The sequence below is a fragment of the Marivibrio halodurans genome, from assembly GCF_017963645.1.
In the GTDB taxonomy this organism is placed as follows: Bacteria; Pseudomonadota; Alphaproteobacteria; order UBA8366; family Aestuariispiraceae; genus Marivibrio; species Marivibrio halodurans.
The window spans coordinates 336102-358920 of sequence record NZ_JAGMWN010000001.1 but is presented as its reverse complement, the minus strand read 5'-3'; the positions used below and the strand labels follow the sequence as shown (position 1 = coordinate 358920).

Below are 22819 nucleotides of genomic sequence, written 5' to 3'. Positions count from 1 at the left end.
CGAATGGCATCACAGAGGCAGACCCGCCGTCGCCCGACAGACGTTGACCTGACGACGTCCACGCGGACGGCCCCGACGGCGAATACCCGGCCGGTGCGCCGGTCGGTCCCCGAGGCTGACAACCCGCTGGAAGGTCTCACGGCGGGCGCCTCCCGTATCGCCACACGTATGGAGCGCCTGGGGAACGACCTGGAACGCACGTTCGGTCAGATGGGCGACGGCATCATGGATGTGGCCGAGGTTCAGCGGCAACGCGATCTTGGCCAAGCCCGAGAAGCGGCCCAGGAACGCGAGGTCGAAGAAGCCAACCAGGGTCAGATGGACGCTTTGATGGGGAAGACGGAAGACGACCTGCCGAAAGACGTCTCCAAGGCCCGGATGAAGACTTTCATCAAGACCAAGGGAACCCTCTTGGCCGACGAGGCCGCGACGGACTTCAAGAAAGGCCCGTTGGTGGAGATTTCCCTGTCCGATGGCCCGGACGCGATCCAGGAACGCGCCCGATCCTTCGTCGCTGAACAGGCGAAGGGTATGCCCGAGGAGATCAAGCCCTTCTTCGTGGAGGGCTTCTTCCGAAGCATTCAAGCCGACACACGGTCGAAGGAGCTTCAACTTCACGAGAACCAGAAGGCTAGGAACGTCCAGGACTTCCAGAACAGTGTCCAGGTACGCTTCAGCAATGGCGAGGTGGATGATGTGTCCGACCTACGGCGTGTGATCAACGAGGGCGCCACCATAACGAACGATCCGCGCCGTGGCTCCGCCCTGGCGGTGGACGCATTGTTCCGGGCCGCTCGCCGCTCGAATAAGCCCCTTCAGAATATAATGCGGACACGTCGGTTGCTGACGAAGAAGGACCCGGACGACCCGGATTATACCCCGTTGGCGCGGCAGTTCCCAGCCATGGTCTCCCGGATCGACCAGGAGACCGCGAGTGTCCAGAACACCGCGCTCAATGATCGGATCGACGCCCAGCTTACGTCCGCCCAGGACGCGCTGGACCAGGGCAACCTGTCCGTGGCGTATCGGGAACTTCTCCCGATCCGTCAGTACCGAAGCTGGCACCGTGGGGTAAAGTCCGCCTGGGGCGACATCCGGGATCAGGTCGCCGAAGTTTCGGCCGAGCGTAAGTCCCGTTCCCGCGTGGCGTCCACCTTGATGGGAGACACGACGAACATGGGCACCCTGGCGACGCATGAGGAGATGAAGGACTTCGCCGGGCCAATGGTATCCGACGCGCTGAAAGCGAACCACCCCAGCGCGCATCAGATGATCCGGGGCCTGTCATTCGTGCCGGACGAGGTCGAACAGATGACGGTTGGCCTCACGGACGTGCGTGCGGTCGATGACCAGGACATGATGGCTCAGTCCGTCGTCCCCGCCTTCCACGCGATGCGTGCCATTGAACAGTCGAACCCGCGATTATTTGCGGACCTCCCCGACAAGACGACCAATGCCTACTTCCTGATGCAGAGCCTTCGACAGGATGGCACGTCGCTAAACCAAGCGGCGACAACGGTTCTGACGGCGATGGATCGGCGTGGGAAGGAACTGAACGAACGTCTGAACGACGGATACAAGGCGTCGTTCCTGTACACCGATGGGCAGCTTGACGACGATCAGACCGCTGACGAGAAGGTCGCTGAGGTCTTGGGGGACGTGGTCGACGATAAGTTCGACGCGACCCTGGACGTCGTAGACGGTAACCAGGACGTGGTCGGTGAGGTGACGAACCTCGCGGCCTTCCTGAAGGATGCGTCCGGTGACCGACTGAAATCGGATAAGGCTATCGAGCGGGCGGCGCAAAAAGTCCTCGCACGTCACCAAAAGGTTCCCGGCCCCGATGGCGAACGACTGGTAAAGCTTACCGAGAAGCAGCGGGCCTTCGTTACGTCGACCGAGAATGCCCTCGACAATACGAGTCTCTTCGGAGGCGACAGCCTTTGGGAAGGGGCCGTTGACACGCTTGGAGAGGAAAAGCCGTGGGTGTTCGCTGGCGCCGATCCCGAGACCATGACGGTCGATCCCAACACGCCGTTAGCCAAGGACGGCTGGTTCGCGGTCACCGGACCCGAAGGGTACGGGGGGCAAGAGAATGGCTGGGTCACCGTAACGCCCGGACAATCGGTCGATTTCCAAAAGGTGACAGAGACCCGAACCGGTCCCAAGGGAACGTCGCAGTCCGACACGGTAAGTGGATCGCGGGAATGGGCCGAGGACCCAGCCGAATTCGAGACGCAGATCGAAGAAGTCAACGCGGAGTTGGCGCCTCTCGGTATTCAGTACGAAAAGGTTCGGAACGACGCCGAGCAGCCGATTTACGCGCTGCACTGGCGGCCGACGCCCCCGGCGAAGCCGGACCCCGGACAGTTCGAGAAAGCTCAGGCGTCCGACGAACTGCGTCGTCGCCAGGAGAAGCTCATCGACACTTTCCAATCTCGGATGCCGGGCCGGGTCGTTAATGGAAAGGTGATTTTCAACGCGGCCGCGATGCGGTTCGACGGAGAGGTCCTAGCCTTGGACGACCCCGAAACCAAGAGTCGGATGGCCGACGTAGTCGGCGAGGTCGTCGACGACTTCAAGGATAAGGGCATCGTTCCCCCATCCACGAACGTCACGAAGCTAATCCCGGACAAGTTCGACACTCCGCAGGATGCCCTCGATCACGTTCTGGGGCTCCATGAGCGGTTCGTGAAGAACTACAATGGCGGACAGCCCGTCACGCCCGAAGGGGGCGACGTGGAGGACAGCTTCCAGATGCGAGCCTATGAGTACATCAAGGCTATGGAAGGGTCGCGGGACGTCGCCTATGACGATCCAGGCGGCAACAAGGCTGTCGGTTTGGGGTTCAATCTCGACGAGCCCTATATCCGGGAGGCCCTGGAGGAAGCGGGCGCCAACCCCATGGATATCCGGCAGGGAGACGCCGAACTTCGCGAGGATCAGGTTCAGCACGTCTTCAACAAGGCGTTCATGGAGGCTGATAAGATCCTCCAGAATAAGCTGGGCATGGATGCCCTTTTCCAACTGCCGGAGGAGGCGCGACTCGTGTTGACCGGCATGGCGTACCAGAACCCCGCCCTTATCGGCGACGACCTCACGTCCGCGATCCGAAATGGCAACTGGCGGGCCGCCGAACGGGAAATCCGCGAGGACAGCAATGGCGGCGACGTCGACCTATCCACGCGGCGCAATGCCGAAGCCAACATGTTCGCCCAAGCGTTCGGGATGGAACCGCAGATCATCCCCGACAGCAATTCGTAACCACTAGCGAGAGGAAATGGCAGGAAGCGTAGCCGAAAGGCGAGCGCTGGCAAACGAGCGGGTCTCCAGGGATATTCTGGAGACCGGCTCCGCGCCGCTCGTCCAAAATTTCGAACGAGAAACTGACGGTCCATCGGTCGGTGACACGGCCGGAGCCTACTTCATGCAAGAAACCGTCCTCGGCGGCGTGGCCGATTACATTCGCCAGGGCGTCGAGTCCGGCTATGAAGGACCGTCCGAGCAGCACGACGGTATTTTCTCGCCCTTCCGGTTCTACGCCGATAACCAGGACGAGTTCGAGCCACACGTCGAAGAGTTCCTCTTGGACGGACACTTCGACAACGTTCAGAACCCTGACGAGTTTCAGGCCAAGGTAAGCCAGATTGACCGTGAACTTGACCGGCGCAAGGTCATCCGAAACTCGTCCTTCGCGGGTCATGTCGCTGGGATGGCTACGTCCTTCCTGGACGTGTCGTCACTTGTGCCGCTCACGGCGCCATTCAAGGCTGGTAAATTAGGGGCCACTGCCCTCACCACCGCAGCGGAAGCGGGCGGCTTCGTGGCTGGTCAGGAAGCGTTGCTACACGGCATTCAGGAGACCCGGACCATCGGCGAGAGCTTCCTGAACGTCGGTGTGGGAACCGCTCTCGGCGGCGGCATCGGTGCCTTCATGCATACCTTGGGGAAAGGCAAGATCGCGCGGGAGACTTCTCAAGCGGTCGATATCAATGCGCCGGTCGCGACCCGGAGCCGCGTCCCCGGCGAGGACCTGTCCGCAGCGTCCGTGTCGGATGAAATCCGGTTCAAGGAACTGGCGGACTTCGATATGCCCGACAAGCAAGGCATCCTGTCTCGTGGCTTGGACGAGATGTCCGACAAGGTTGGGTTCTGGCGGACCCCGGTTTCCGCCGCGTCCAACGCCCAGGTCACGGAAAGCCGCCGGTTGATCATGGAAATGCTCGACACCGGCATCGTTACCAAGGGCAATGAGCGGGGCCGGGCGGTAGAGAGCGCCGAGGACCTTGTCCACTACTACGAGAGCCGGACGGCGGAAGCCTCTCAAGCTCATGAACGCGAATGGCGTCGGCTGAACACCAAGAAGCCCGGCACCGAAGGCGTCGCTGCGATCCGTGACGAGATCGGCCGGGCGCCAGTCGTCTCCCGCCAGGACTTTAATAAGATGGTCTACAAGCGGCTCAGGAATTCGGAAGCGAATGTGCCGTCGGAATTCGAGGGGTCGGTTAACAATGCCGTCAAGGGATGGCAGCGTTACTATGAGGAGTTTTACCGTAAAGGGGTCGAGCAAGGCGTCTTCCAACCCAACCAGAAGGTTGAGGAATATGTTCCGCAACTTTGGATCATGGGGCAGGTGAGGGAAAATCCCGACCGTCTGGAAAGGCTGTTGATCGATATGCTCCAGAAGGAGCCGGATGACGAGTGGCTCCGGGACTTCTACGGCCTGTCGAAACGGGAATACGACGCGCTCGACGATGTCGCCCAGAAGGAGGAAATCCAGAAGGCGTGGAACGAGGAGCAGGACGTATTCGACCTGGAGAAGGCTGAGGCCGCTGTCGGAGAAGCCGCCGAGGAAGCCCGTCAGCGCCACGCCGACCTGATCCAAGCGTCCAAGGAGGCGCGCAAGGCGCGAACGACGGAAACCAACGCCCGAATCGAGAAAGCCGAGCAGGAGACCCGCGCCCGCGAGGTGGCCCGTCAGGCTGTCGAAACCGAGCGTGAGCTACTACGTCGCGAGCGTGACGCAATTACGCGCGCGGCGGAGGCGTCCCGCAGACAGACGCTAGAGCGTCAACAACAGTTCATTCCACGCGCCGTGAAGGATGTCGGTGAAGAGGAGATCAAGCGTTGGGACCGTGCGGTCAGTAAGGCCCGCCGCGCTCAGGACGATCTCGCCAAGTTCTATGCCGAGCCCACGGTAACCATCGGCCGGAAACAAGGGTCGTCTAAGCAAGTCCGGGAGTTCCAGGACTTCGACTTCATCCGTGAGATGATGGTGAACCAGAAGGCCAAGCGGGCGGAGCTTGAACGGCTTCGGCGGTCAGACGAGGCGTTCTTCAAGCCCCTGACGGCCAAGAAGACGCCCGACCCCGAAAAGACGAATGCCAGGGCTTCCTTGGAAGGCCGTCTCAAGGAGATAGAGAAGCGGCTTCAACAGTTGGACCGACAGCGTAAGATCAACAATAAGCGGCTGACGACTCTTCGCTACACCGAGGACGCCGCCAAGTCCGCTCGCAATTCGGCCAAGACGAGACGGATCGAGGCCAACCGTCTCCGAAAGGAGGCTGGGAAGAAGGCCCGTCGCGCCAAGGCTGATGCCAAGAGGGCAAGGAAAGCGGCCGATGCCGCGCGGAGACGAAAGAATGTCCCCGACGCGGTCAAGGATTTGGTGCGGAACGGCTTCTTGAAGCGCGACGAGTTTCCCACGGGGGTTCTCCACGTCGGGCACCCGAGCCGTTCCAAGTTTCGGGCGTTGAACTTCACGGACGATCAGATCGACGTCCTGATGGACGAAGGGTACATCGACTTCGACCCTACCAAGATCGCCACCCAGTATAAGCAGGACATGGCCGGTCGCTTGGCGCTTCGGGAGAAGTTTGGCGACGATGCCCTGGCTGACCGTATGGAGGAGCTTCGGAACATCTACGCCGAGCGTGCCCAAGCGGCCCGCCAGAACGGCGATGATAAGCTGGCCCGGTCATTGGATCGCGAACGTGAGATAATGCTGAATGAAAAGACCGGTGCCGTCGTCGTGGCGCGCGACCGGTTGCTCGGACGGTACGACGTTCAAAACCTGGACCCTTCGGAAGCCGTCATGTACGCGAGCCGCACGCTCCGGCATGGTAATTTCCTTCGGTTCATGGGGTCGGTCGTGTGGTCGTCGATCCAGGACATGGCGACGATCAGCATGAATGTCGGCGTCGGGAAGACCCTTCCCAAGATGCTCGGAAAGCCGATCCACAATATCGCCAAGGACATGGATGACCAGACCCTAGCGGCGGTTCTGTATGGCATCGAAAACTCCCCGCTGATGAACCGTCAGTCCCGTCTTTATGGTTTGGATGACGTGATCGGTGAGCGGGGCGTTGGCGTCGGTCGGACGCGTAAAGTGACGGACGCCATCGAACACGGGCTCCAATGGGGCACGGACAAGATGAATACCCTGAACCTGATGCGCTTCTGGAACAGTCGGCTGAAGTTCGTCGCCGGTCACGAGATCGTTCAGAACATGTACGCGGCTGGGAAGAAGCTACAGCGTGGTGAGAACTTGTCCGCCAAGGAGATGCGCGATATGGCCGAACTCACCCTGGACGAGCGGTCCCTGAAGAGCATCACCAGCAAGATGGATGAATTCGGGGAAGACGAGCTGGTGGCCGGGAAGTACGGCATGAAGCTACCGAACGCGCAGAACTGGGGGGATGACTCGGCCACCCGCCGTTTCTACGTGGCGCTTCGCCGGGCAACCGACCGGGCCGTGATCACGCCGGGGGCGGGCGATACGCCACCCTTCATGTCCACCCCGATGGGTAAGTTGATCTTCCAGTTCCAAACCTTCGCCTTCACCTCTGTGAACAAATGGGGTCGGAAGCTGTCCTACAAGATGGCCAACAAGGAATGGGAAGCTGCGACTTCCGCTCTGTGGGCCTTATCGATGGGCGCGGCGTCCTATACGATCCGCGAGGGTTTGATCAAAGATCGCTGGGACGAGATCAAGGACCTGCCTAGTGGGGGATGGGTTCGAGAGAGCGTCGACCGTGGTGGACTTCTCTTCATGACGAACCCCATGCTGAACGGCGGCTTGAAACTCGCCGAGAGTTGGGGCGCCGATTTCTCCGAATTGGGTTTGGTCCCTTCGCGATACCGGCAGTCGCATTGGCTTTCCGGTATGTTGGGACCGACCGTGTCCACCGTCGATGACATTCAAGGTCTATTCTCCTCCTTGGATGAACCGGAGAAAGTCCTGGAGAAGGGGAAGCGCCTTGCTCCGTATTCTAACCTCTTCTACCTCGATGCTATTTGGCGTCGGTTGAACGAAGGGTAGAACCCCGCACTATTGAACGGAACGGAGGCCCGCAGGTTAACCCCTGCGGGTCTTCGCTTTTCGCAACCAACACCAGAAGGACATGGCGAATAGCTTCAAGACCTATGTGGGTGATGGGTCTCAGACCCAATACACCTTTAACTTCGACTACATCGCGGATGACCACATTGCGGTTCAAGTCGATGGAGTCGATCAAGATGGCCACTTCACATTACCGTCCAAGGGCGTGGTCAGCTTCGACAGCGCCCCGGCAAGCGGAACGACGATCCAGATCGAGCGTAAGTCTTCTCGGGATGCCCGTCTCGTCGATTTCACGAACGGTTACCTCCCGGAAGAGGACCTCGACACGGACAGTCTACAGGCGTTCTTCTTGTCTCAGGAGGCCATTGACACCGCCGTCCGGGCTCTCTTCCCGGACCTCGCCGATGACGCCTACGATGTCCAGGGTCGCCGGGTCAAGAATGTAGGCTCCCCCTCAGAGGAACAGGATGTCGTTCCGAAATCGTATGTCGATACGCAGATCGATCCAAAGGTCGATACGGCGGGTCAATATGCGGCCGAGGCCGAGACGCATAAGAATGCAGCGGCGGCATCCGAGAGTAACGCGGCTCAGTCCGAATCGTCCGCTGCGGCGAAGCTGGACACCTTCGACGACCGCTTCCTCGGGGCCAAGAGTTCCGATCCCACGACGGATAATGATGGGAACGCGCTGATAGATGGCGCCGTCTACTGGAATAGTGCCTCGGGCGAATGGCGCGTTTGGTCGGCAGGGTCGGGCGCATGGCTCGGGGCCGTGTCGCTTCACACCGCCTATTACAAGCGCGATGGCTCTAACGGCCCCATGACCGGCGACGTCGATATCAACGGGCACCGCATCCGCAACAGTCAAGATACGGTACCGCCTGGGGCGATCATGCCGTACATCTCGGCCACGACTCCCGAAGGCTACCTCAAATGCAACGGCGCTGAGGTAAGTCGGACGATTTATGCCGACCTGTTTGCGGTCCTGGGCACGGCCCATGGGAACGGAAACGGCTCCACGACCTTTAACCTGCCCGACTTCCGTGGCGTGTTCCTTCGTGGGTTGGATGAGACGCGGGGACTTGACGTCGGTCGGTCGATCCTGACCTACCAGAGCGACGCCCTTCAGGATTTCAATGGTTGGATCAGATCGGTTTGGAACGGCGGTGGCTCCATCTCCGGGGCGTTTACCGCGTACCCGTCCAATTCCGCGAATAAGCCCGACACGGGTGGGAACCAAGCGCGGGACTTGTACTTCTCCCCGATTAATGGCGGTGCCAGGACCGCTGACGAGACGCGGCCGAAGAACGTAGCGGTCGTCTTCTACATCAAATACTAGGGGCGATCATGACGATTGCATATCAAACGATACCCGCGACGAGAGAGTTCGTCGGGGAAGTGGCGGTTGATGAAGACCCTCTTGACAAGGGCAACCTGCTAATCCCGAGAGGTGCCGTGCTTTCCGAGCCTCCCACCCCTGGCGAAGATCAAGTAGCCGTTTGGGAGGGGGCTTACTGGTCCCTCAAAGAGGATCATCGCGGAAAGACGGTTTATGACATGGACAACGGGGAAGAGCTTGTCATCAAGTCCATTGGCCCGATCCCCTCGGGGTATTCCGTGGAGAAGCCGGAGATCGAGCCCACCCCCGAGGAGAAGTGCGAAGCCGTCAACGCTTACCGGGAATATGTCGTCTCCCAAGGAGTCACGGTGACCATCGACGAGACGTCGATCCCGGTCCAGACGAGGAATGATAAGGACCTGTCCCGTATTGACAGCCTAGCCTCTCTCGCCGGAAACATCATGGCCACTGGCGGCTCCCGGACCTTCAAGTTCCGTGGGGCGGATAACGTCACTCGGTCCCTGTCCGAAACCGCGATGTTCGACCTTGGGGCGGCAGTGTTCGATCATATCTCGGGCATCTACGACATTTCCTGGGATATTAAGGACGAAATCCGCGCAGGTAATTACGAGGGCGACCCCATGGCGGACAGCCGGTGGCCCTAATCAATCAGAAAATTTCAAGGTGAAGTCATGCAGAACCTAAATGCGTTCGGCAAAGCCTTCGTCCTTTTCCTTTTCCTTGTTCTGAGACCGATCCAGTTTGCGAAGGGTCTCTTTCGGTTGGTCAGGCATGGGGGCGAAAAGGCTCATGAATGGCTGCGGGGAAAGGCTGATAGGCAGTAATGGCTACTTCGGTCGAACGAGTATCCCAAGCGGCTCAGAAATTCGATGTCGCCAAGGATGCCGCGCTCGGCACGACCGGCCTTTCCATGCCCTTGTGGGCGGAATGGCTCGACGAGTGGGGAGCATTGTATGGCGTCGTCGCGGGCGGCGTCGTTCTCACCCTACGCGGCATCAAGATTATCCGAGACTGGACGAAAGAGGACTAAATGGGATTGACAGCCCTGGCCGGGACCGTGGTGAGCGGTCTCGTCAAGGCTGGCCTGGACTGGGTCAAAGGTAAGACGGATCGCGCGCGCCTCAAGGAAAAACGAAAGACAAAAATCGAGGCAGCGAAAAACAAGCGTATTCAGTCGAAAATAAAGCACAATCAGGACTGGGACATGGAGATGGCCGAGGGGTCCAAGTCGTCTTGGAAGGACGAATACTGGACCATCGTTCTCTCCGTTCCGGTAGTCCTGTGCTTTATCCCCGGCATGGCAGGTCATGTCGAAGAGGGTTTTGCTGCCCTCGGCCGCTCGGTCCCCGAGTGGTATCAGGTATCCCTCGGTGCCGTCATTGCGGCCGCCGTGGGGGTCAAGAAGATCGTCAAATACTTCAAGAGGTAATGATCGCGCGAGACAAGACGACGGCTATCGTCGTCCATGCATCGGCCACGCCCGCCGATATGAACATCGGGGCCGAGGAAATCCGCCAGTGGCACGTCAAGGAACGTGGCTGGTCGGATATCGGCTATCACTTCGTCCTCCGCCGTAACGGCAAGGTAGAGTCGGGTCGCGACGAATGGCGCCAAGGCGCCCATGCGGCCGGACACAACGACTACACCCTGGCCATCTGCATGGTTGGGGGCTCGGACGCCGACGATATCACGAAGGCGGAGAACAACTTCACCGCCGCGCAGTTCCAGACCCTCCCCAATCTTCTGAGGACACTTCTGGAGGAATACCCCCAGGTCGATACTATCCTCGGCCACCGGGATCTCCCCGGCGTCAAGAAGGCTTGCCCGTGTTTCAACGTCGCTGATCATCTTGGTCAGCCGTTCGAGCATCTGACGGTGGCCACATGAGGCCGGTCGTCAACTGGAAACCCAACTGGTTCCGCAAGCTGTCCGTCGTCATCCTGTGCCCAATCGAGGTTATGGGATGCGCGGCCGTGGGTGCGGCGTTGGGCGTTCGCGACGGGTTTCAGAACACCGTCGGTGCCTGGAAAGGTAGGAAATACTGATGGAAGACAAGAACCGCTCAAGCGAAATTCGGGACATCCTGGCACGTGTGCTGATCGAGCAACTTCAAGCCGAGGACCCCGATCCCCGGATCATCGCGACGGCCCAGCGCTACATCAAGGAGAACCCGCCCGAGGATATCCCGACGACGGACAGCCCGGCTGGCGCGTTGGACCAGTTCATGAAGGAGAAGGGGCTTCCGTTCCCCAGCAACAAGGAAGGTAACGCTTAATGCTGCCAAAGGAGGTCGCGGAGGATTTCCGTAACTTCCTCTACCTCGTCTGGATGCATCTGGGGCTTCCCGCTCCCACACCGGCCCAGTACGAGATCGCGTACTTCATGCAGCATGGCTTCCCGGAAGGGTACAAGGCCAGGACGGGGCGGGCCGAAATGGTCCGCGCCTTCCGTGGTATCGGGAAGTCATATATCGCCGCAGCCTATTGTCTGTGGCTCCTCGGCCGAGACCCTAAGAATGAGAAAATCCTGGTGGTCTCCGCTTCGTCGCCGAAGGCGAAGGAGTTCGTTTCCCAGGTCAAGAACATCCTGGGGACCATGGACATTCTGAAGTTCCTGAGACCCCAGGAGGGGCAGCGTAACTCATTCGACAGGTTCGACGTCCGGGGCGCCTCGATTTCCCAGTCGCCATCCTTGAAGGCGGCGGGCATCACTGGTCAGATCACCGGGTCCCGTGCGACACGGATCATAGCGGACGATATCGAGGTGCCGGAGAACTCCCGCACCGAGGACAGCCGCGAGACGCTTCTCAGGAACGTCAACGAATTCGACGCCATTAAGGTTCCGGCCGAGGAGGACGCGGAAGGACACCTGACCCGACCGGCCGGTGACGTGCTATTCCTGGGTACGCCCCAAACCGAGGAGAGTATCTACAACCGCCTCGTCACCGAGCGCGGCTTCAATTGCTTCACCGTGCCAGCGCGTTTCCCGCGTCCCGAGAAGATGGAGAATTACCTCCTGATGCGGGACAGTGGCGAGAAGGTGAACATCCTCGCCCCGTTCGTGCAGGACGCGATGGACAAGGGTGCCGCTTCAGGAGACCCTGTGGACCCCAAGCGGTTCTCCGACGAGGACCTCATTTCGCGCGAGGCGAAGGGGCGCTCCTGGTTCGCTCTCCAGTACATGCTGGACACCTCGCTGTCCGATGCGGAGCGCTATCCGCTGAAGCAGTTCGACTTCGTCGTCTATCCGCTGAACGCCGACAAGGCCCCCCTGACGATCCAATGGGGGACCGATACCGGCACGGACAACGTCTATCACGACATCCCGAATGTTGGCTTTTCCGGTGACAAGTTCCTTGGCCCGCTATTCGTGGACCGTACCGAATATCGTCCCTATGAGGGGTCGATCATGTTCGTCGACCCATCGGGTCGCGGTAAGGACGAGACGGCTTGGGTAACCCTGAAGCATCTTAATGGGATGCTTTTCTGCCCGCATTTGAGTGGATGGAATGGAGGCGTCGACGAAGCCATGCTGAAGATCGCCAAGGACGTTCTGCGCCTGAAGGTGAATAAGGTCCTGGTCGAGCCGAATTATGGCGGCGAGATTTGGATCAACGCCTTCAAGCCTGTCATGTCCAAGGCGAAGAAACAGGCCAAGATGGACGATTGGCCCGTGGCCATCGAGGAAGCGGAGTGGGCTTCGGGCCAGAAGGAACAGCGGATCATCGACACCGTCGAGCCCGTCCTGAATGCCCACCGGGTCGTGATCGATGACAGCGTGGCCCGAGACGAGACCTTCATTTACCAGCTAACCCACCTGTCCCGCGAACGGGGCTCTCTCAATCACGACGACCGCATCGACGCCTTCGCTGGCGCGGTTGCCTCCTATGAGAAAGCCATGGCCATGGACACCGACGAGGCACGGCGGGACATGGAGCGAGAGGAACTGGACGAGATGCTGGAAGACTTCATCGACAGTTGTCAGACACCGGGATTTACCCGGAAAGCACGTCGCAAGGGTACTTCGGTCGTTACCTACGACACCCTGGAGCGGAAGATCACCACCTATGAGGAGAAGTATGTTGACTGAAGCGGAAGCCGTCTCCCTCGTCACCTTCCTGGTGACGTTCACGGTAACGGTAATGGGCGGGATGCACGTGGCCATGAGGCGCGTCACCCGTTAGCCTCAGAGAGCGTCGTGTGTGAGCTTTGGGTTCTGTCAGGTAGGGTAGACCTACGAACACCCCAAAGCTCACACAGCGTATTCCCTGGCGCACCTATATCGGTTTTGCGTGACGGTCGTGGTGTATCCCTTACGTGGGTCCCGCGACTGTTACCCAGAGCCCGACCGGGACCAATATCAGCCCCTCGGTCAACCCCGTAGCCGCCGTAACGATACCCAACGCGGCGATGCCGATGCCTATTACTGGACTTCCGTTCATGACCGGAAGGTGGAAAAGGTGAGGGGCATAGGTCAAGGGTAGCGTTTGGGGCTCCGTTTATTTTCCCCCGATTTTTCGTGACCCCGTTTCTCCCCATGCGCTGAACGAAATTCCCCCCTTGCCCCCGGCCCGAAGGCCCGCGCCCATGCGCCTGGGCACCCGCGCGCACGCGCACGCAACGGGCGGGGCGCCGGTCGGCCCAGCGATGGCACCGCCTGGGCACAAAATCGGGCACACCTAGGGGACGGGCAGGGCGCAATCCTGCCATAACCCTGGCCCGCGCCGTGGGCTGTACACGGCCAACTAATTATCCGATGAACCTGAAAGGGCGTGCCGCCGCTCTCCGTGCAAGGATGGCTACGGATGGCCACGACCGAGCAAGCGCCGGTGCCACGCTCGGGGTTCCAGCCCGTGATTTACACACACGCAAACTTTCGACGACCCTTGTCGCCCTGCTTTTTTTCTTTGGCACACAAGGGTTTAGTCTGTGTGCCCAAAAAAGTTTATGTATAGGGGTAGACAAACCCCAGGATACTATGCCATATCCCCAATCAACGGCGGACGGGACGACCGGACGCCAAGGGCGAAAGCCCCGGATTATTGGACATTGTGAAGAACCGTACTATTGCCTTGGAGGTAGGTTGAGGAAGGCGAGCAAGGCTCGCACCTAGCCTAAAGCGGATGGGGAGTGCCCTGGCCGCCACGGCTGGCCCAACTGAAACAAGGCAAGGCACGACGGCGCGTTAAGCTAGAGAGTGACGCGAAACGCTGCATCCTGGCGTCTGGAAACAGGCCAGCATGAAGCCAACCCTAGCGACTTAATGAGTCAATCATAGTCCCGCCGGGCCATCCTGGCGGGCTTTTGTCCCTTTTCGGATAACAGTTGTTTCGTGACCCATAACCACTGGAGGCTACAATGCTCTACCAAGCATGTCGGCTAACAGGCAGCGGCTACGTCGTTGAGACTGACTTTCGACGCTCGCGCGAAGTGCTTAAGCACTTTGATAAGGGGTGTCAGTGCGTGCAACCAACTACCGGATCGGTAGGGGGTATGCTGCGGAATGGCTACCGGGTCAGCTACCAGGGTGACGACTATCTCGTCTATTCCACATAGGCGGAAGTGCCCGCCTCATGACGCAATAGTTACCGCCTAGGGTCATCCTTGGGCGGTTTCTCTTGCGCCATTTAGGCGTCAAGTACAGCAGTAACGTAACCCAAAAGGAGTGAACATCATGCACAACCGCGAAGCCCGCGATCTGTTGAACCGTATGACGCGCCGCGCGTTCGCCGCGAAGCAGACGCGTAACCGTAAGGAATATGTCCGCCTTTGCAGCCTGATCCGGGCTGTCTGGCCCCTGCGGTTCGCCTAATAAGGGGGAAAGCAGCCGATGACTCACGAACAAGCCTACAACCGCATGGAACGCGTGCGAATGGTGCTTATGGCGGCGGCCGGGGAAGCCGCCGAGGCGCGGGACCAGCACGAGATGGGAGAAGGGGAGAACGCCCGGAACTGTCGCGACCTTCTGCGCCACAACCTCAGAGAAGTGGGGCAGGTGCTACGCGCCTTTGATGTGGATTATCCGACCGGGAGGTAAGCCATGCCGATCCTCAAGAGATTGCCCCAAGGTGCGTGTGCTCGGCGCACGCCAATTAGCGAGGCGGGTAAAGAGGCTCGTCGCGCTTGGCGGTGTGTCGATGCTCGCCCGCACATCTCCAACAAGGCCGACCGGCGGCGGTGGTATCGGGACGCATACACCATGCTGATGGAAGAGGGTCGGGAACCACCTCATTCCGCGAACTACGCCACTGGCACCTACTAAGGGGGAGGCAACCCTATGGCTCATGAACAAGCCTATCGCCAATCCGTACTGCCAAATAGCAGCGCCGAAATTCTTCGACCCATGGACGATGGCCTCCGTGTTCACTGGCACAGTGAGATGGACTTACATGTGCTTTATCGCAATGGACAGCGGATAGCGGGTCATCATAACGGGTTTTCCTGTCATGAACTCGCCAAGCGTATTCTCGCGGCCAACCCCCGGCGCGCAATTGAACAATTCGATTACATCCGCGCGTGTGGTGGTAAACACTATATCACGCATGAAGAATTCGCCGCTATGTGTGATGTGAATGAGCGATGAGGCTCTAGGTATGCCCTGGCGGGCGATCCGCTGGGGCATTCCTTGAACCCCATCCATCCATCCAACAATGAGGAGGCGACATGGCACGCACAAGCTACGCGTGGCGGGTGGAGCGTATGTCGGACGGGACTGGTCCCTACACCGCTGGAGCGGCTAGGCTACTGCTTCGTGACTTGGATGTGGATGTTTATTCGCATCCCGGCCCGGCCCAAGAGATATCCAGCTTCACGGACGCCTTCGCGAGCAAGCCGCGAGGATACTGGCTCTTTGGCTTCCGCTCACTCCGGCAAGTACGGGATTGGTTCTACACCGCGCCAGCGCGGCGCTACCTCGACAACCATGGATATCGTCTCACGCGCTACCGCGTGGCTGGGCGTGTCGATGGGGATATGCAAGTGCTTTTCCCGGCTGCCAAAGCGGAACGTGTCGAGGAGCGCGCCGTCGCATCAATCTGACCATTGACTACACCGGAATAGCATCATGAAAGGAGAGGATAAGATGGTACCCGACGGTTTGGCTTTGCCAGACGATCTAGAGGGCTCCCGAAACTGCGGCTTGGTAGCGCTGTCCGTCGTCGCGCGATGCAGCTACGCGGAAGCTGTCCGAGCCTACACGGACGTATTCCGTTCCGCCTATCAGCGCCACCCGCGAAAGAACTGGAAGGGGGGAACGACGTGGAGTCTGGTCGTGAAGGCCATGGCATCCCTCGGCGTTCAACACTCTCATACCGAGGTAACCAGCGCCGTCACCCTTCAACGCCTCGCCCAGTTCACGCGACGGGACGCTTTGTATCTCGTCTGCACCACTGGCCACGCGCAGGTCGTTAAGAACGGCTGGGTGATTGATCAACGCGGCGCGGTCCCGGTCGAGCAGCACTGGGGGCGACGTAAGCGCGTCACCGCCTTTCATGCAATTAAGGAGGACTAACCATGCTCCACACTACTGTTCGCCTCCAACGGCGCCCGTCCCCTGGCTCGGAAGCATCGATCCGCGCCCAAGGCTATTACATTCAGGGCCGCACGACCCTCCCTTATCGTGGGTACGAAATCAGTCTTTCGACGGCAACCGTCCCAGCGTCGGTCGTGATCATGAACAATATCGGCGATACCAAGCCGATCCATGATTGGCCGTTCACGGCCTCGGCCGAGGGTATCAAGGAAGCCATGGCGTACATCGACGGCCTGATCAGCCTGGAGGAGACACAGGCGAAGGACGGTAAAACTGAGCGCGTCGAGGAGGACCCATTCATCGCTTCGCTCTGCCGCCCTGACATTGGTGATGGCGTATGAAGGGTAAAGCCAAGCTTTCCCTCAAGCTTCCCGAATTCGAGGAGCTTCACGCAATCCTGAACCACACCAAGCGGACGACCAAGGAAGTCAAGGTTCCGCGCCGTCTCCTGGATAAGCTTCTGCGGGACCATTCGGAGATGGCAGGGACCCTCGACGGGGACGTCGTCCATCCAACCAAGGAGGGTTGAAAGGACCTGTCCGCATGACCGACTGGAGCCTGATCATCACGGTTCTGACCGTGGAAGTCTCGCTTCTAATTCTGCTTCTGGTCCACTCCGCCATAACCATCTGACGGATTTGGACCAACCCCGGACCTGACCCTATGAGACTCACGGTCCACCCTACGGCTGACACTTAAGCCTCGTCGTGTCTAAACGCTAACCCCTGTCGGGGACCCTGACAGGGAAAGAGGCGGCTCACTTTACATGTACCTATTGAAACGAAGAGTGGGCCAAAACTGTCCCCTATGGGGTACCCTATAGGGTACCCTATGGGGTAACCCCTCAAAGAGGACTCTCATGCTGGGGTTGCCATACAAGGCAACCTGTCCAGAGTAGACACCATAGGGTAACCCTTTGGTGTACCTGTTGAATACCCATCTGGTGGACGCTAGATGTATTGGGTTAGGTAGATACGGGTGCGCTCATGAAGATTGTGCTGGACACGGGAGTCCAAATCACCACAAAAGGGGGACGTGATGGACATCCTTAAATGGATGCCCTTGCTGCCATTCGCACTCTTGGTCGTCTGGATGGTGGTAATGGTGATTAGAGGCAACTGAACCCTTGTTCCCCATGCTTAGGAATACTAAGCATATTATGGGACGGGGTCATGAACGAGGAGGGCGACGATGGCCCATTCAAAGTATCGCGTTCAGACCGAGGAGGCGAAGCAGAAGAGGAAGGAAGTCGGGTCCTGGATCAAGAAACTCAGACAGGACAAGGACCTCACTCAGGCTGCTCTCGCGAAGCGTTTGGGATTTGACTACTACACGTTCGTTTCGTCCGTCGAGAACGGGGCGAACCGTGTCCCGCCGGAAGGGATGCGGTATTGGGCAGAAGCCCTTGGGGTTGGGAGACGGGACTTCGCCAAGCGACTTCTCGCCGCCTATGACCCCTACATGTTCGAGGAGCTATTCGGTCCTCACTCCAAGGAGGACTGAATAAAACAACATCTGTCCAAAGGCGAGGTGAGCCAATGGCGGAAGTGATCGCATTTCCCGCTGATACAATCGAAAAGGACGGGTCATGGGAGGCGGAGGAGTATTCCGCCCTCATGCAAGCTTTCCGGGAGCTATCCCGGCGAGGGGTCGCGGAATGCGCCGACATCGGCGCGACGGACGAGGGTGATCCGCAATTCTACCTTTTCAGCACGCACGACTGGGAGGCGTTTCAGACGATCAGCAAGGTCACCGACGAAACAGGAACGATCTACCTATGCGAGGACCGGCGCGGCATGTTGATCGCGAAGCATCGCGAAATCTGCGCGCTCCTGAATACTGTCGTCTGGTCCGGCGAGGACCGCATCAAGGCGAGGGCTTAATGTCTGTCTACAAGCGTGGGAATATATGGTGGTACAAATTCCGCCTCAAGGGCGAGGAGTACCGTGGATCAACCCACTGCACGAATAAGAAGGACGCCCTCGCCGTCGAAGCCAAGTGTCGCACCGACGTCAGCGACCGGACGTATCACGGGAAGAAGGAGGATATCACGCTCGGGGAAGCGGTATCCCGTTGGTTCGAAGGGTACGCCCGCTCGCTGGATAGCGGGAGTCAGACCGAGGGGTACATTAAAGTCCTATTCTCCGGTTCGTCCGGTCGGCGAAAGAAGGGGCTGGATGCGAGCATTCGGTTCGCCGCTTTGTCTGACCAGGATGTAAAGGGGTTGGTCAACCAACGTGCAGCGGAGGGCATGGCGGCCTCCACAATACGTCAGGAATTGAACATCCTCTCCCGCACGATCACCTTCTTCAAGGATACCGAGGTCGCGGTCCCGGACGTCAAATTCCCGACGTCCCGCAAGGACAAACGTCTGAAGGCCAAGGCAAAGTTCCGGTATCTGTCCGAGGATGAAGTACAGCGTTTACTTCATGAGCTACGGCCGGACAGGCCGATCAACCAGTGGTCCGCGCCCGAGGAACTGAATTGGAAGCACAGCTACATGCTGAAGGACGCCTATCACATGACAGTCATGCTTCTGGATACCGGGGCGCGGATAGGCGAGATCGCCGACCTGCCCTTGGATGACGTGTGGCTCGACAAGGGCAAGATCATGCTTTTCCGGCCAAAGGTGAAGAACTGGTCGGGCATGACCATGACTGCCCGTGTCAGACGGATTATCGAGGAGCGCCTCGACATGGTGCGTAAGGTCAACACACCGTGGCTGTTCCCGGACTGGGACAATCCCGGCGAACACCGGAACCACCGCTTTCACACGATCCGAAAAGCGATGGATAGGGCCGGGCTCAATAATCCCCGGTTGATTGAACGGTACGGCGGAACGGCTACGATCCACACCTTGCGGGACACCTACGCTTCGCGGCTGGCGCAATCGGGCAAGGTGACGCTTCACCAGCTATCGAAGCTGTTGGGTCACTCGACCACCAAGCAGACCGAGAAGTACGCGCAGCTTATCCCTGGCGAGGAAGCCGATAAGGCCGCGAATATCCTGGATGCAATGGAGGACAGTTGATGCACGCGAACCGGATCGTCTTTTTTACCTTCGGGCCGGTCGGGCTCTATCTCATAGGTGCGTTCGTTGAGTGGGGCCTCAATCCCGAGGATTGGCACGAAGCAGTACGTGCCCTGACGGTGACGTTTGGTCTGCTCGTCGGGTTCTTCCTTCAGGACTATGCGCGACGCGTTGAGGATGGCTCCTGGGACGCGCCATGTCAGGAACCGTGGTGAGGGGAGAGCGACGAATGATCAACTGGGTGAAGAAACGAGCCCATGCCTACTTATGGGGTGCTAGGACTCGTTGGTGGGAGAAGCTGATTGTCAGGTGGTGGATCGACCACCGACTGGAGCACCATCTCAAACGAAGCTGACAATTCCTGTATCTAGTGAAGCGATCCACGGTCCAAGCGCCTCGCCATTCGGCGGGGCGTTTTCTTTGAGAGGAGAAGGAACCATGGAACTCCACCACATCGACGCGGAGCGGTTGCTGATGCGAATGGCATCCACTCTGGCATCAGGCGGGGAGGACGGGAAGTGTGTCAAGGACATCGTCAACACGGACTTGGTCCCAGCGTTGGACGCGTGTGACGACCATGATGTCTTCGGCACCGAGGGCTGGAAACATTATTTTGGAGTGGAGGACTAACCATGACGATCAAGGTTCAGATAGGCGACACGAACCAACGGCACTATAGGGCCGAGGATCGTGGACGCATCCCCGAGGGTCTGTATCGAGATGATGATGGGGACGTCGTCCTGATCACTGCGGACGGAGAGGCGATCCCTTTCGTGCGGGAGGATGACGACCGTCATTACACGGTAACGGGTGATTTCCGTTATCCGCTGTGCAGGATGCGGCCGGGCGCCTCCATCACGATCATCAACGAACCCACGCCCTCGGAGACGTCGGCTCGTGGATGTCCGGGCGACATGCTGGATAAGAACTAATCTGCTTCCCGTGTCCACCAGTTTCTCGTTAAGGAATTGGGTGGTCACAAAATTGGGCACAGCCGGGGGAAATTCCCCTGGCTGCGTCCGGTAAGTTATTGAAATCGTTGGAGGCGCGGGCCGGAATCGAACCGGCGTAGACGGCTTTGCAGGCCGCTGCGTAACCACTCCGCCACCGCGCCGTTCAAGGGTGTGAAGCGCGCCGGATATACGCGCCGTTATCGTACCGGTCAAGCATCGGCGTCGGCCGGTTCGCGATGGGCACGGATTGGGAATAAGGCCGCGATTGCCTTCGCTTCGCTGCGCGCCTATAACGGCGATGGATGGTTTCAGAACCCACGGCCTCCCGGCGCCCGCGCGCCGGCCGTTCGGACGGGGATGTCGACATGGACTTCACGATCGCGCGACGCAACATGGTCGCCTGCCAGATTCGCCCCAACAATGTGACCGATGAGCGCGTGCTGGACGCGATGGGCACGCTCCCCCGGGAGCGTTTCGTGCCCAAGGGACGCCAGACGATCGCCTATATCGACGAGGATGTGGAGATCGCGCCGGGCCGCTTCCTGATGGAGCCGGTGACGGCCGGGCGCCTGATCGATGCCGCCGCCATCGGGGCCGCGGACAACGTGCTCGTTATCGCGCCGGGCACCGGATATATAGCGGCGGTCGCGGGTAGGCTCGGCGGCAGCGTCTTCGCCCTGGAGCAGGATTCAGACCTGTCACGGCGCATGAATACGCTGATCACCGACATGGCGCTCGACAATGTGGTGATCGTCGAGGGGCCGCACGCCGAGGGCTGGCCCAAGGAAGCGCCCTATGACGTCATCCTGGTGGACGGATGCCTGCCCGAGGTTCCGGAGGCACTGACCGACCAGCTCGAGGAGGGGGGGCGCCTCGTCGCGGTGATCGGTCGACCGGGTCAGGTCGGGCGGCTGACGTTGTTCGGCAAGCGTAACGGCGTGGTTTCGCATCGCATCCTGCGCGATGCCATGGTGCAGCCCGCGCCGGGTTTCGAGCGCGAGGTGGGGTTCGTCTTCTAGCCGCCGCGTGCGGATGAGGACGAATCGATTGAACCTCGCGCATCCAGGAACAAGATAATATCGGCGTCGCGCGGATGGGCCGGCGCCGATCATGGTTAAACAGATGGCGGTCACAATGCCCAAAGTCGCGTCCTTCCGAAAATTCTTCCACGCCGGGCTGATGGGGGGGAGCGCGCTCGTCGCATGTCTCGTCCTGGCGCCCGGCGACGAGGCGCGGGCGCAGACGCTGCGTGATGCGCTCTCGAAGGCCTATGTCGAGAACCCGACATTGCAGGCCGGTCGCGCCCGGCTTCGCGCGACGGACGAGGGTGTGCCACAGGCGCTTTCCGGATGGCGGCCGTCGGTTCAACTGTTCGGGTCCGGCGGCGCCTTGCGTACCCGCCAGAACACGACACCGCAGAAGGATACCCGCTCCACCTGGTCGCTTGAACTGGAGGTTCGTCAAAACCTCTATAATGGGGGATCGACCGAGGCGGATATCGCGACGGCCGAATCGGATGTGCGCGGCGAGCGGGAGCGGTTGCGCTCGACCGAGCAGGAGGTGCTGTTCGACACCGTCAGCGCCTTCATGGACGTGGTGCGCGATCAGGCGGTGCTGGATCTCAATCAGCAAAACGAACTTCGCCTGCAGCGCCAGTTGGAGGCGACGCAGGATCGCTTCGATGTCGGCGAGGTCACGCGAACCGACGTGGCGCAAGCCGAATCGCGTCTGTCGCGCGCGACGTCGGACAAGATCCGCGCCGCCGGTAATCTAGAGGTGAGCCGCGCGGCCTATGAGCGGGTCGTTGGGGAACCTCCGGGCGAATTGGAGGCACCCCTAGGCTTGGTGGAACTGCCTGCTTCCCGGGAAGACGCGGTCGAGCGAGCGCTTTCAACCAACCCTTTAGTGCGGGCGGCGGTCCATGATCGCCGGTCGGCCTTGAGCGTCATAGATAGCCAGACGGGGGATCTTCTGCCGGACGTCGATCTGGTCGGGAGCGCGAGCCACAGCCGCAATCAACTCGGCGCCGATACGGAACGCGATCAGATGAGCCTGACGGCCGAGTTGATCGTGCCGATCTATCAGCAAGGCTTCCAGACCAGCGAGATTCGGGCGGCCAAGCAGCGTGCGCGCGAGGCGCTGGACACCGTCGAGGAATCGCGTCGAGGCGTCATCGACGACGCGACCAGCGCCTGGGAGACCTATCGCTCCAGCTTGGCGGAGATCGAGGCGATCCGCGAGGAGGTCCGTGCCGCCGAGATCGCGCTCGAAGGCGTGCAGCAGGAAGCGGAAGTCGGCCAGCGTACCGTCCTTGATGTGTTGGATGCCGAGCAGGAATTGCTCGACGCCCGTGTTTCCCTGGTTCAGGCGGAACGGGATCTTCTCGTCGCGCGCTATGACGTGCTCGTGGCGACCGGCGGCATGACGGCCCGTGATCTCGGACTGGACGTTCCTTATTATGACCCGCAATCGCATTATGGCGCGGTGCGTGATCAGTTCTGGGGGACGGGCGATCCGGTCGAGGATAGCGCCTATGATCGCGACAGCGAGACGGTTGAGATATCCGAATAGCCTTTCCAGCCCTTTCGATCGATCGCGCCGGC

Annotated in this window: 23 protein-coding genes and 1 tRNA gene; 23 read left to right on the top strand and 1 reads right to left on the bottom strand. The window is 59.9% G+C overall.

Annotation, left to right across the window (positions count from 1 at the left end; all coding sequences use genetic code 11):
• Positions 1 to 3 precede the first annotated feature (3 nt).
• The 21 genes from KAJ83_RS01565 to KAJ83_RS01465 all read left to right on the top strand — a co-directional run bounded on the left by KAJ83_RS01565 (position 4) and on the right by KAJ83_RS01465 (position 20195).
• Complete coding sequence (locus KAJ83_RS01565) at positions 4 to 3264, top strand: lysozyme family protein (RefSeq protein ID WP_210680257.1); 3261 nt, start codon at positions 4 to 6, stop codon at positions 3262 to 3264.
• A gap of 16 nt (positions 3265 to 3280) precedes the next feature.
• Positions 3281 to 7321, top strand: a complete 4041-nt coding sequence (locus KAJ83_RS01560) for a hypothetical protein (RefSeq protein ID WP_210680256.1) — start codon at positions 3281 to 3283, stop codon at positions 7319 to 7321.
• A gap of 82 nt (positions 7322 to 7403) precedes the next feature.
• On the top strand, positions 7404 to 8681 hold the full coding sequence (locus tag KAJ83_RS01555; protein ID WP_210680255.1) for a phage tail fiber domain-containing protein: 1278 nt from the start codon (positions 7404 to 7406) through the stop codon (positions 8679 to 8681).
• A gap of 8 nt (positions 8682 to 8689) precedes the next feature.
• Entirely contained in the window at positions 8690 to 9346 is a 657-nt protein-coding gene (locus KAJ83_RS01550) for a DUF4376 domain-containing protein (protein ID WP_210680254.1), read from the top strand.
• Positions 9347 to 9525: 179 nt separating this feature from the next.
• Positions 9526 to 9732, top strand: a complete 207-nt coding sequence (locus KAJ83_RS01545; protein WP_210680253.1) for a hypothetical protein — start codon at positions 9526 to 9528, stop codon at positions 9730 to 9732.
• A complete protein-coding gene (locus KAJ83_RS01540) occupies positions 9733 to 10131 on the top strand; it encodes a hypothetical protein (RefSeq protein WP_210680252.1) in 399 nt (132 codons plus the stop codon).
• Entirely contained in the window at positions 10131 to 10589 is a 459-nt protein-coding gene (locus KAJ83_RS01535; RefSeq protein WP_210680251.1) for an N-acetylmuramoyl-L-alanine amidase, read from the top strand. Before KAJ83_RS01540 ends, KAJ83_RS01535 begins: the two co-directional genes overlap by 1 nt.
• 157 nt (positions 10590 to 10746) lie before the next feature.
• Positions 10747 to 10977: a hypothetical protein gene (locus tag KAJ83_RS01530; protein ID WP_210680250.1), complete on the top strand. Its 231-nt coding sequence runs from the start codon at positions 10747 to 10749 to the stop codon at positions 10975 to 10977.
• On the top strand, positions 10977 to 12791 hold the full coding sequence (terL, locus tag KAJ83_RS01525; protein ID WP_210680249.1) for a phage terminase large subunit: 1815 nt from the start codon (positions 10977 to 10979) through the stop codon (positions 12789 to 12791). The genes KAJ83_RS01530 and terL overlap by 1 nt, the downstream gene beginning before the upstream one ends.
• 1584 nt (positions 12792 to 14375) lie before the next feature.
• A complete protein-coding gene (locus KAJ83_RS01520) occupies positions 14376 to 14513 on the top strand; it encodes a hypothetical protein (protein WP_210680248.1) in 138 nt (45 codons plus the stop codon).
• Positions 14514 to 14531: 18 nt separating this feature from the next.
• The gene (locus KAJ83_RS01515) at positions 14532 to 14738 is read left to right on the top strand and encodes a hypothetical protein (protein WP_210680247.1); all 207 of its coding nucleotides are present in this window, start codon (positions 14532 to 14534) and stop codon (positions 14736 to 14738) included.
• Between the two features lie 240 nt (positions 14739 to 14978).
• Complete coding sequence (locus tag KAJ83_RS01510) at positions 14979 to 15284, top strand: hypothetical protein (RefSeq protein WP_210680246.1); 306 nt, start codon at positions 14979 to 14981, stop codon at positions 15282 to 15284.
• A 498-nt stretch (positions 15285 to 15782) separates the two neighbouring features.
• Entirely contained in the window at positions 15783 to 16211 is a 429-nt protein-coding gene (locus tag KAJ83_RS01505; RefSeq protein ID WP_210680245.1) for a hypothetical protein, read from the top strand.
• Between the two features lie 2 nt (positions 16212 to 16213).
• Entirely contained in the window at positions 16214 to 16573 is a 360-nt protein-coding gene (locus tag KAJ83_RS01500; protein WP_210680244.1) for a hypothetical protein, read from the top strand.
• Complete coding sequence (locus KAJ83_RS01495) at positions 16570 to 16761, top strand: hypothetical protein (protein ID WP_210680243.1); 192 nt, start codon at positions 16570 to 16572, stop codon at positions 16759 to 16761. The genes KAJ83_RS01500 and KAJ83_RS01495 overlap by 4 nt, the downstream gene beginning before the upstream one ends.
• 662 nt (positions 16762 to 17423) lie before the next feature.
• Positions 17424 to 17735, top strand: coding sequence for a helix-turn-helix domain-containing protein (locus KAJ83_RS01490; RefSeq protein ID WP_210680242.1), 312 nt, complete (start codon positions 17424 to 17426; stop codon positions 17733 to 17735).
• Between the two features lie 113 nt (positions 17736 to 17848).
• A complete protein-coding gene (locus tag KAJ83_RS01485; RefSeq protein WP_210680241.1) occupies positions 17849 to 18115 on the top strand; it encodes a hypothetical protein in 267 nt (88 codons plus the stop codon).
• Positions 18115 to 19263 (top strand): tyrosine-type recombinase/integrase, encoded by a 1149-nt coding sequence (locus tag KAJ83_RS01480; RefSeq protein WP_210680240.1) that lies wholly within the window; start codon positions 18115 to 18117, stop codon positions 19261 to 19263. Before KAJ83_RS01485 ends, KAJ83_RS01480 begins: the two co-directional genes overlap by 1 nt.
• Positions 19263 to 19478 carry a hypothetical protein gene (locus KAJ83_RS01475; RefSeq protein ID WP_210680239.1) on the top strand — a complete coding sequence of 72 codons (216 nt, stop codon included), beginning with the start codon at positions 19263 to 19265 and terminating at the stop codon, positions 19476 to 19478. Before KAJ83_RS01480 ends, KAJ83_RS01475 begins: the two co-directional genes overlap by 1 nt.
• Positions 19479 to 19701: 223 nt before the next feature.
• Complete coding sequence (locus KAJ83_RS01470) at positions 19702 to 19893, top strand: hypothetical protein (protein ID WP_210680238.1); 192 nt, start codon at positions 19702 to 19704, stop codon at positions 19891 to 19893.
• Between the two features lie 2 nt (positions 19894 to 19895).
• Entirely contained in the window at positions 19896 to 20195 is a 300-nt protein-coding gene (locus KAJ83_RS01465) for a hypothetical protein (RefSeq protein WP_210680237.1), read from the top strand.
• A 108-nt stretch (positions 20196 to 20303) separates the two neighbouring features.
• Here KAJ83_RS01465 and KAJ83_RS01460 read toward each other — a convergent pair.
• Positions 20304 to 20377 (bottom strand) — tRNA-Cys (locus KAJ83_RS01460).
• Positions 20378 to 20581: 204 nt separating this feature from the next.
• Here KAJ83_RS01460 and KAJ83_RS01455 point away from each other — a divergent pair.
• Both KAJ83_RS01455 and KAJ83_RS01450 read left to right on the top strand, forming a co-directional pair.
• Entirely contained in the window at positions 20582 to 21235 is a 654-nt protein-coding gene (locus tag KAJ83_RS01455) for a protein-L-isoaspartate O-methyltransferase family protein (protein WP_210680236.1), read from the top strand.
• 115 nt (positions 21236 to 21350) lie between these two features.
• Entirely contained in the window at positions 21351 to 22787 is a 1437-nt protein-coding gene (locus KAJ83_RS01450) for a TolC family outer membrane protein (RefSeq protein WP_210680235.1), read from the top strand.
• Positions 22788 to 22819: the final 32 nt, after the last annotated feature.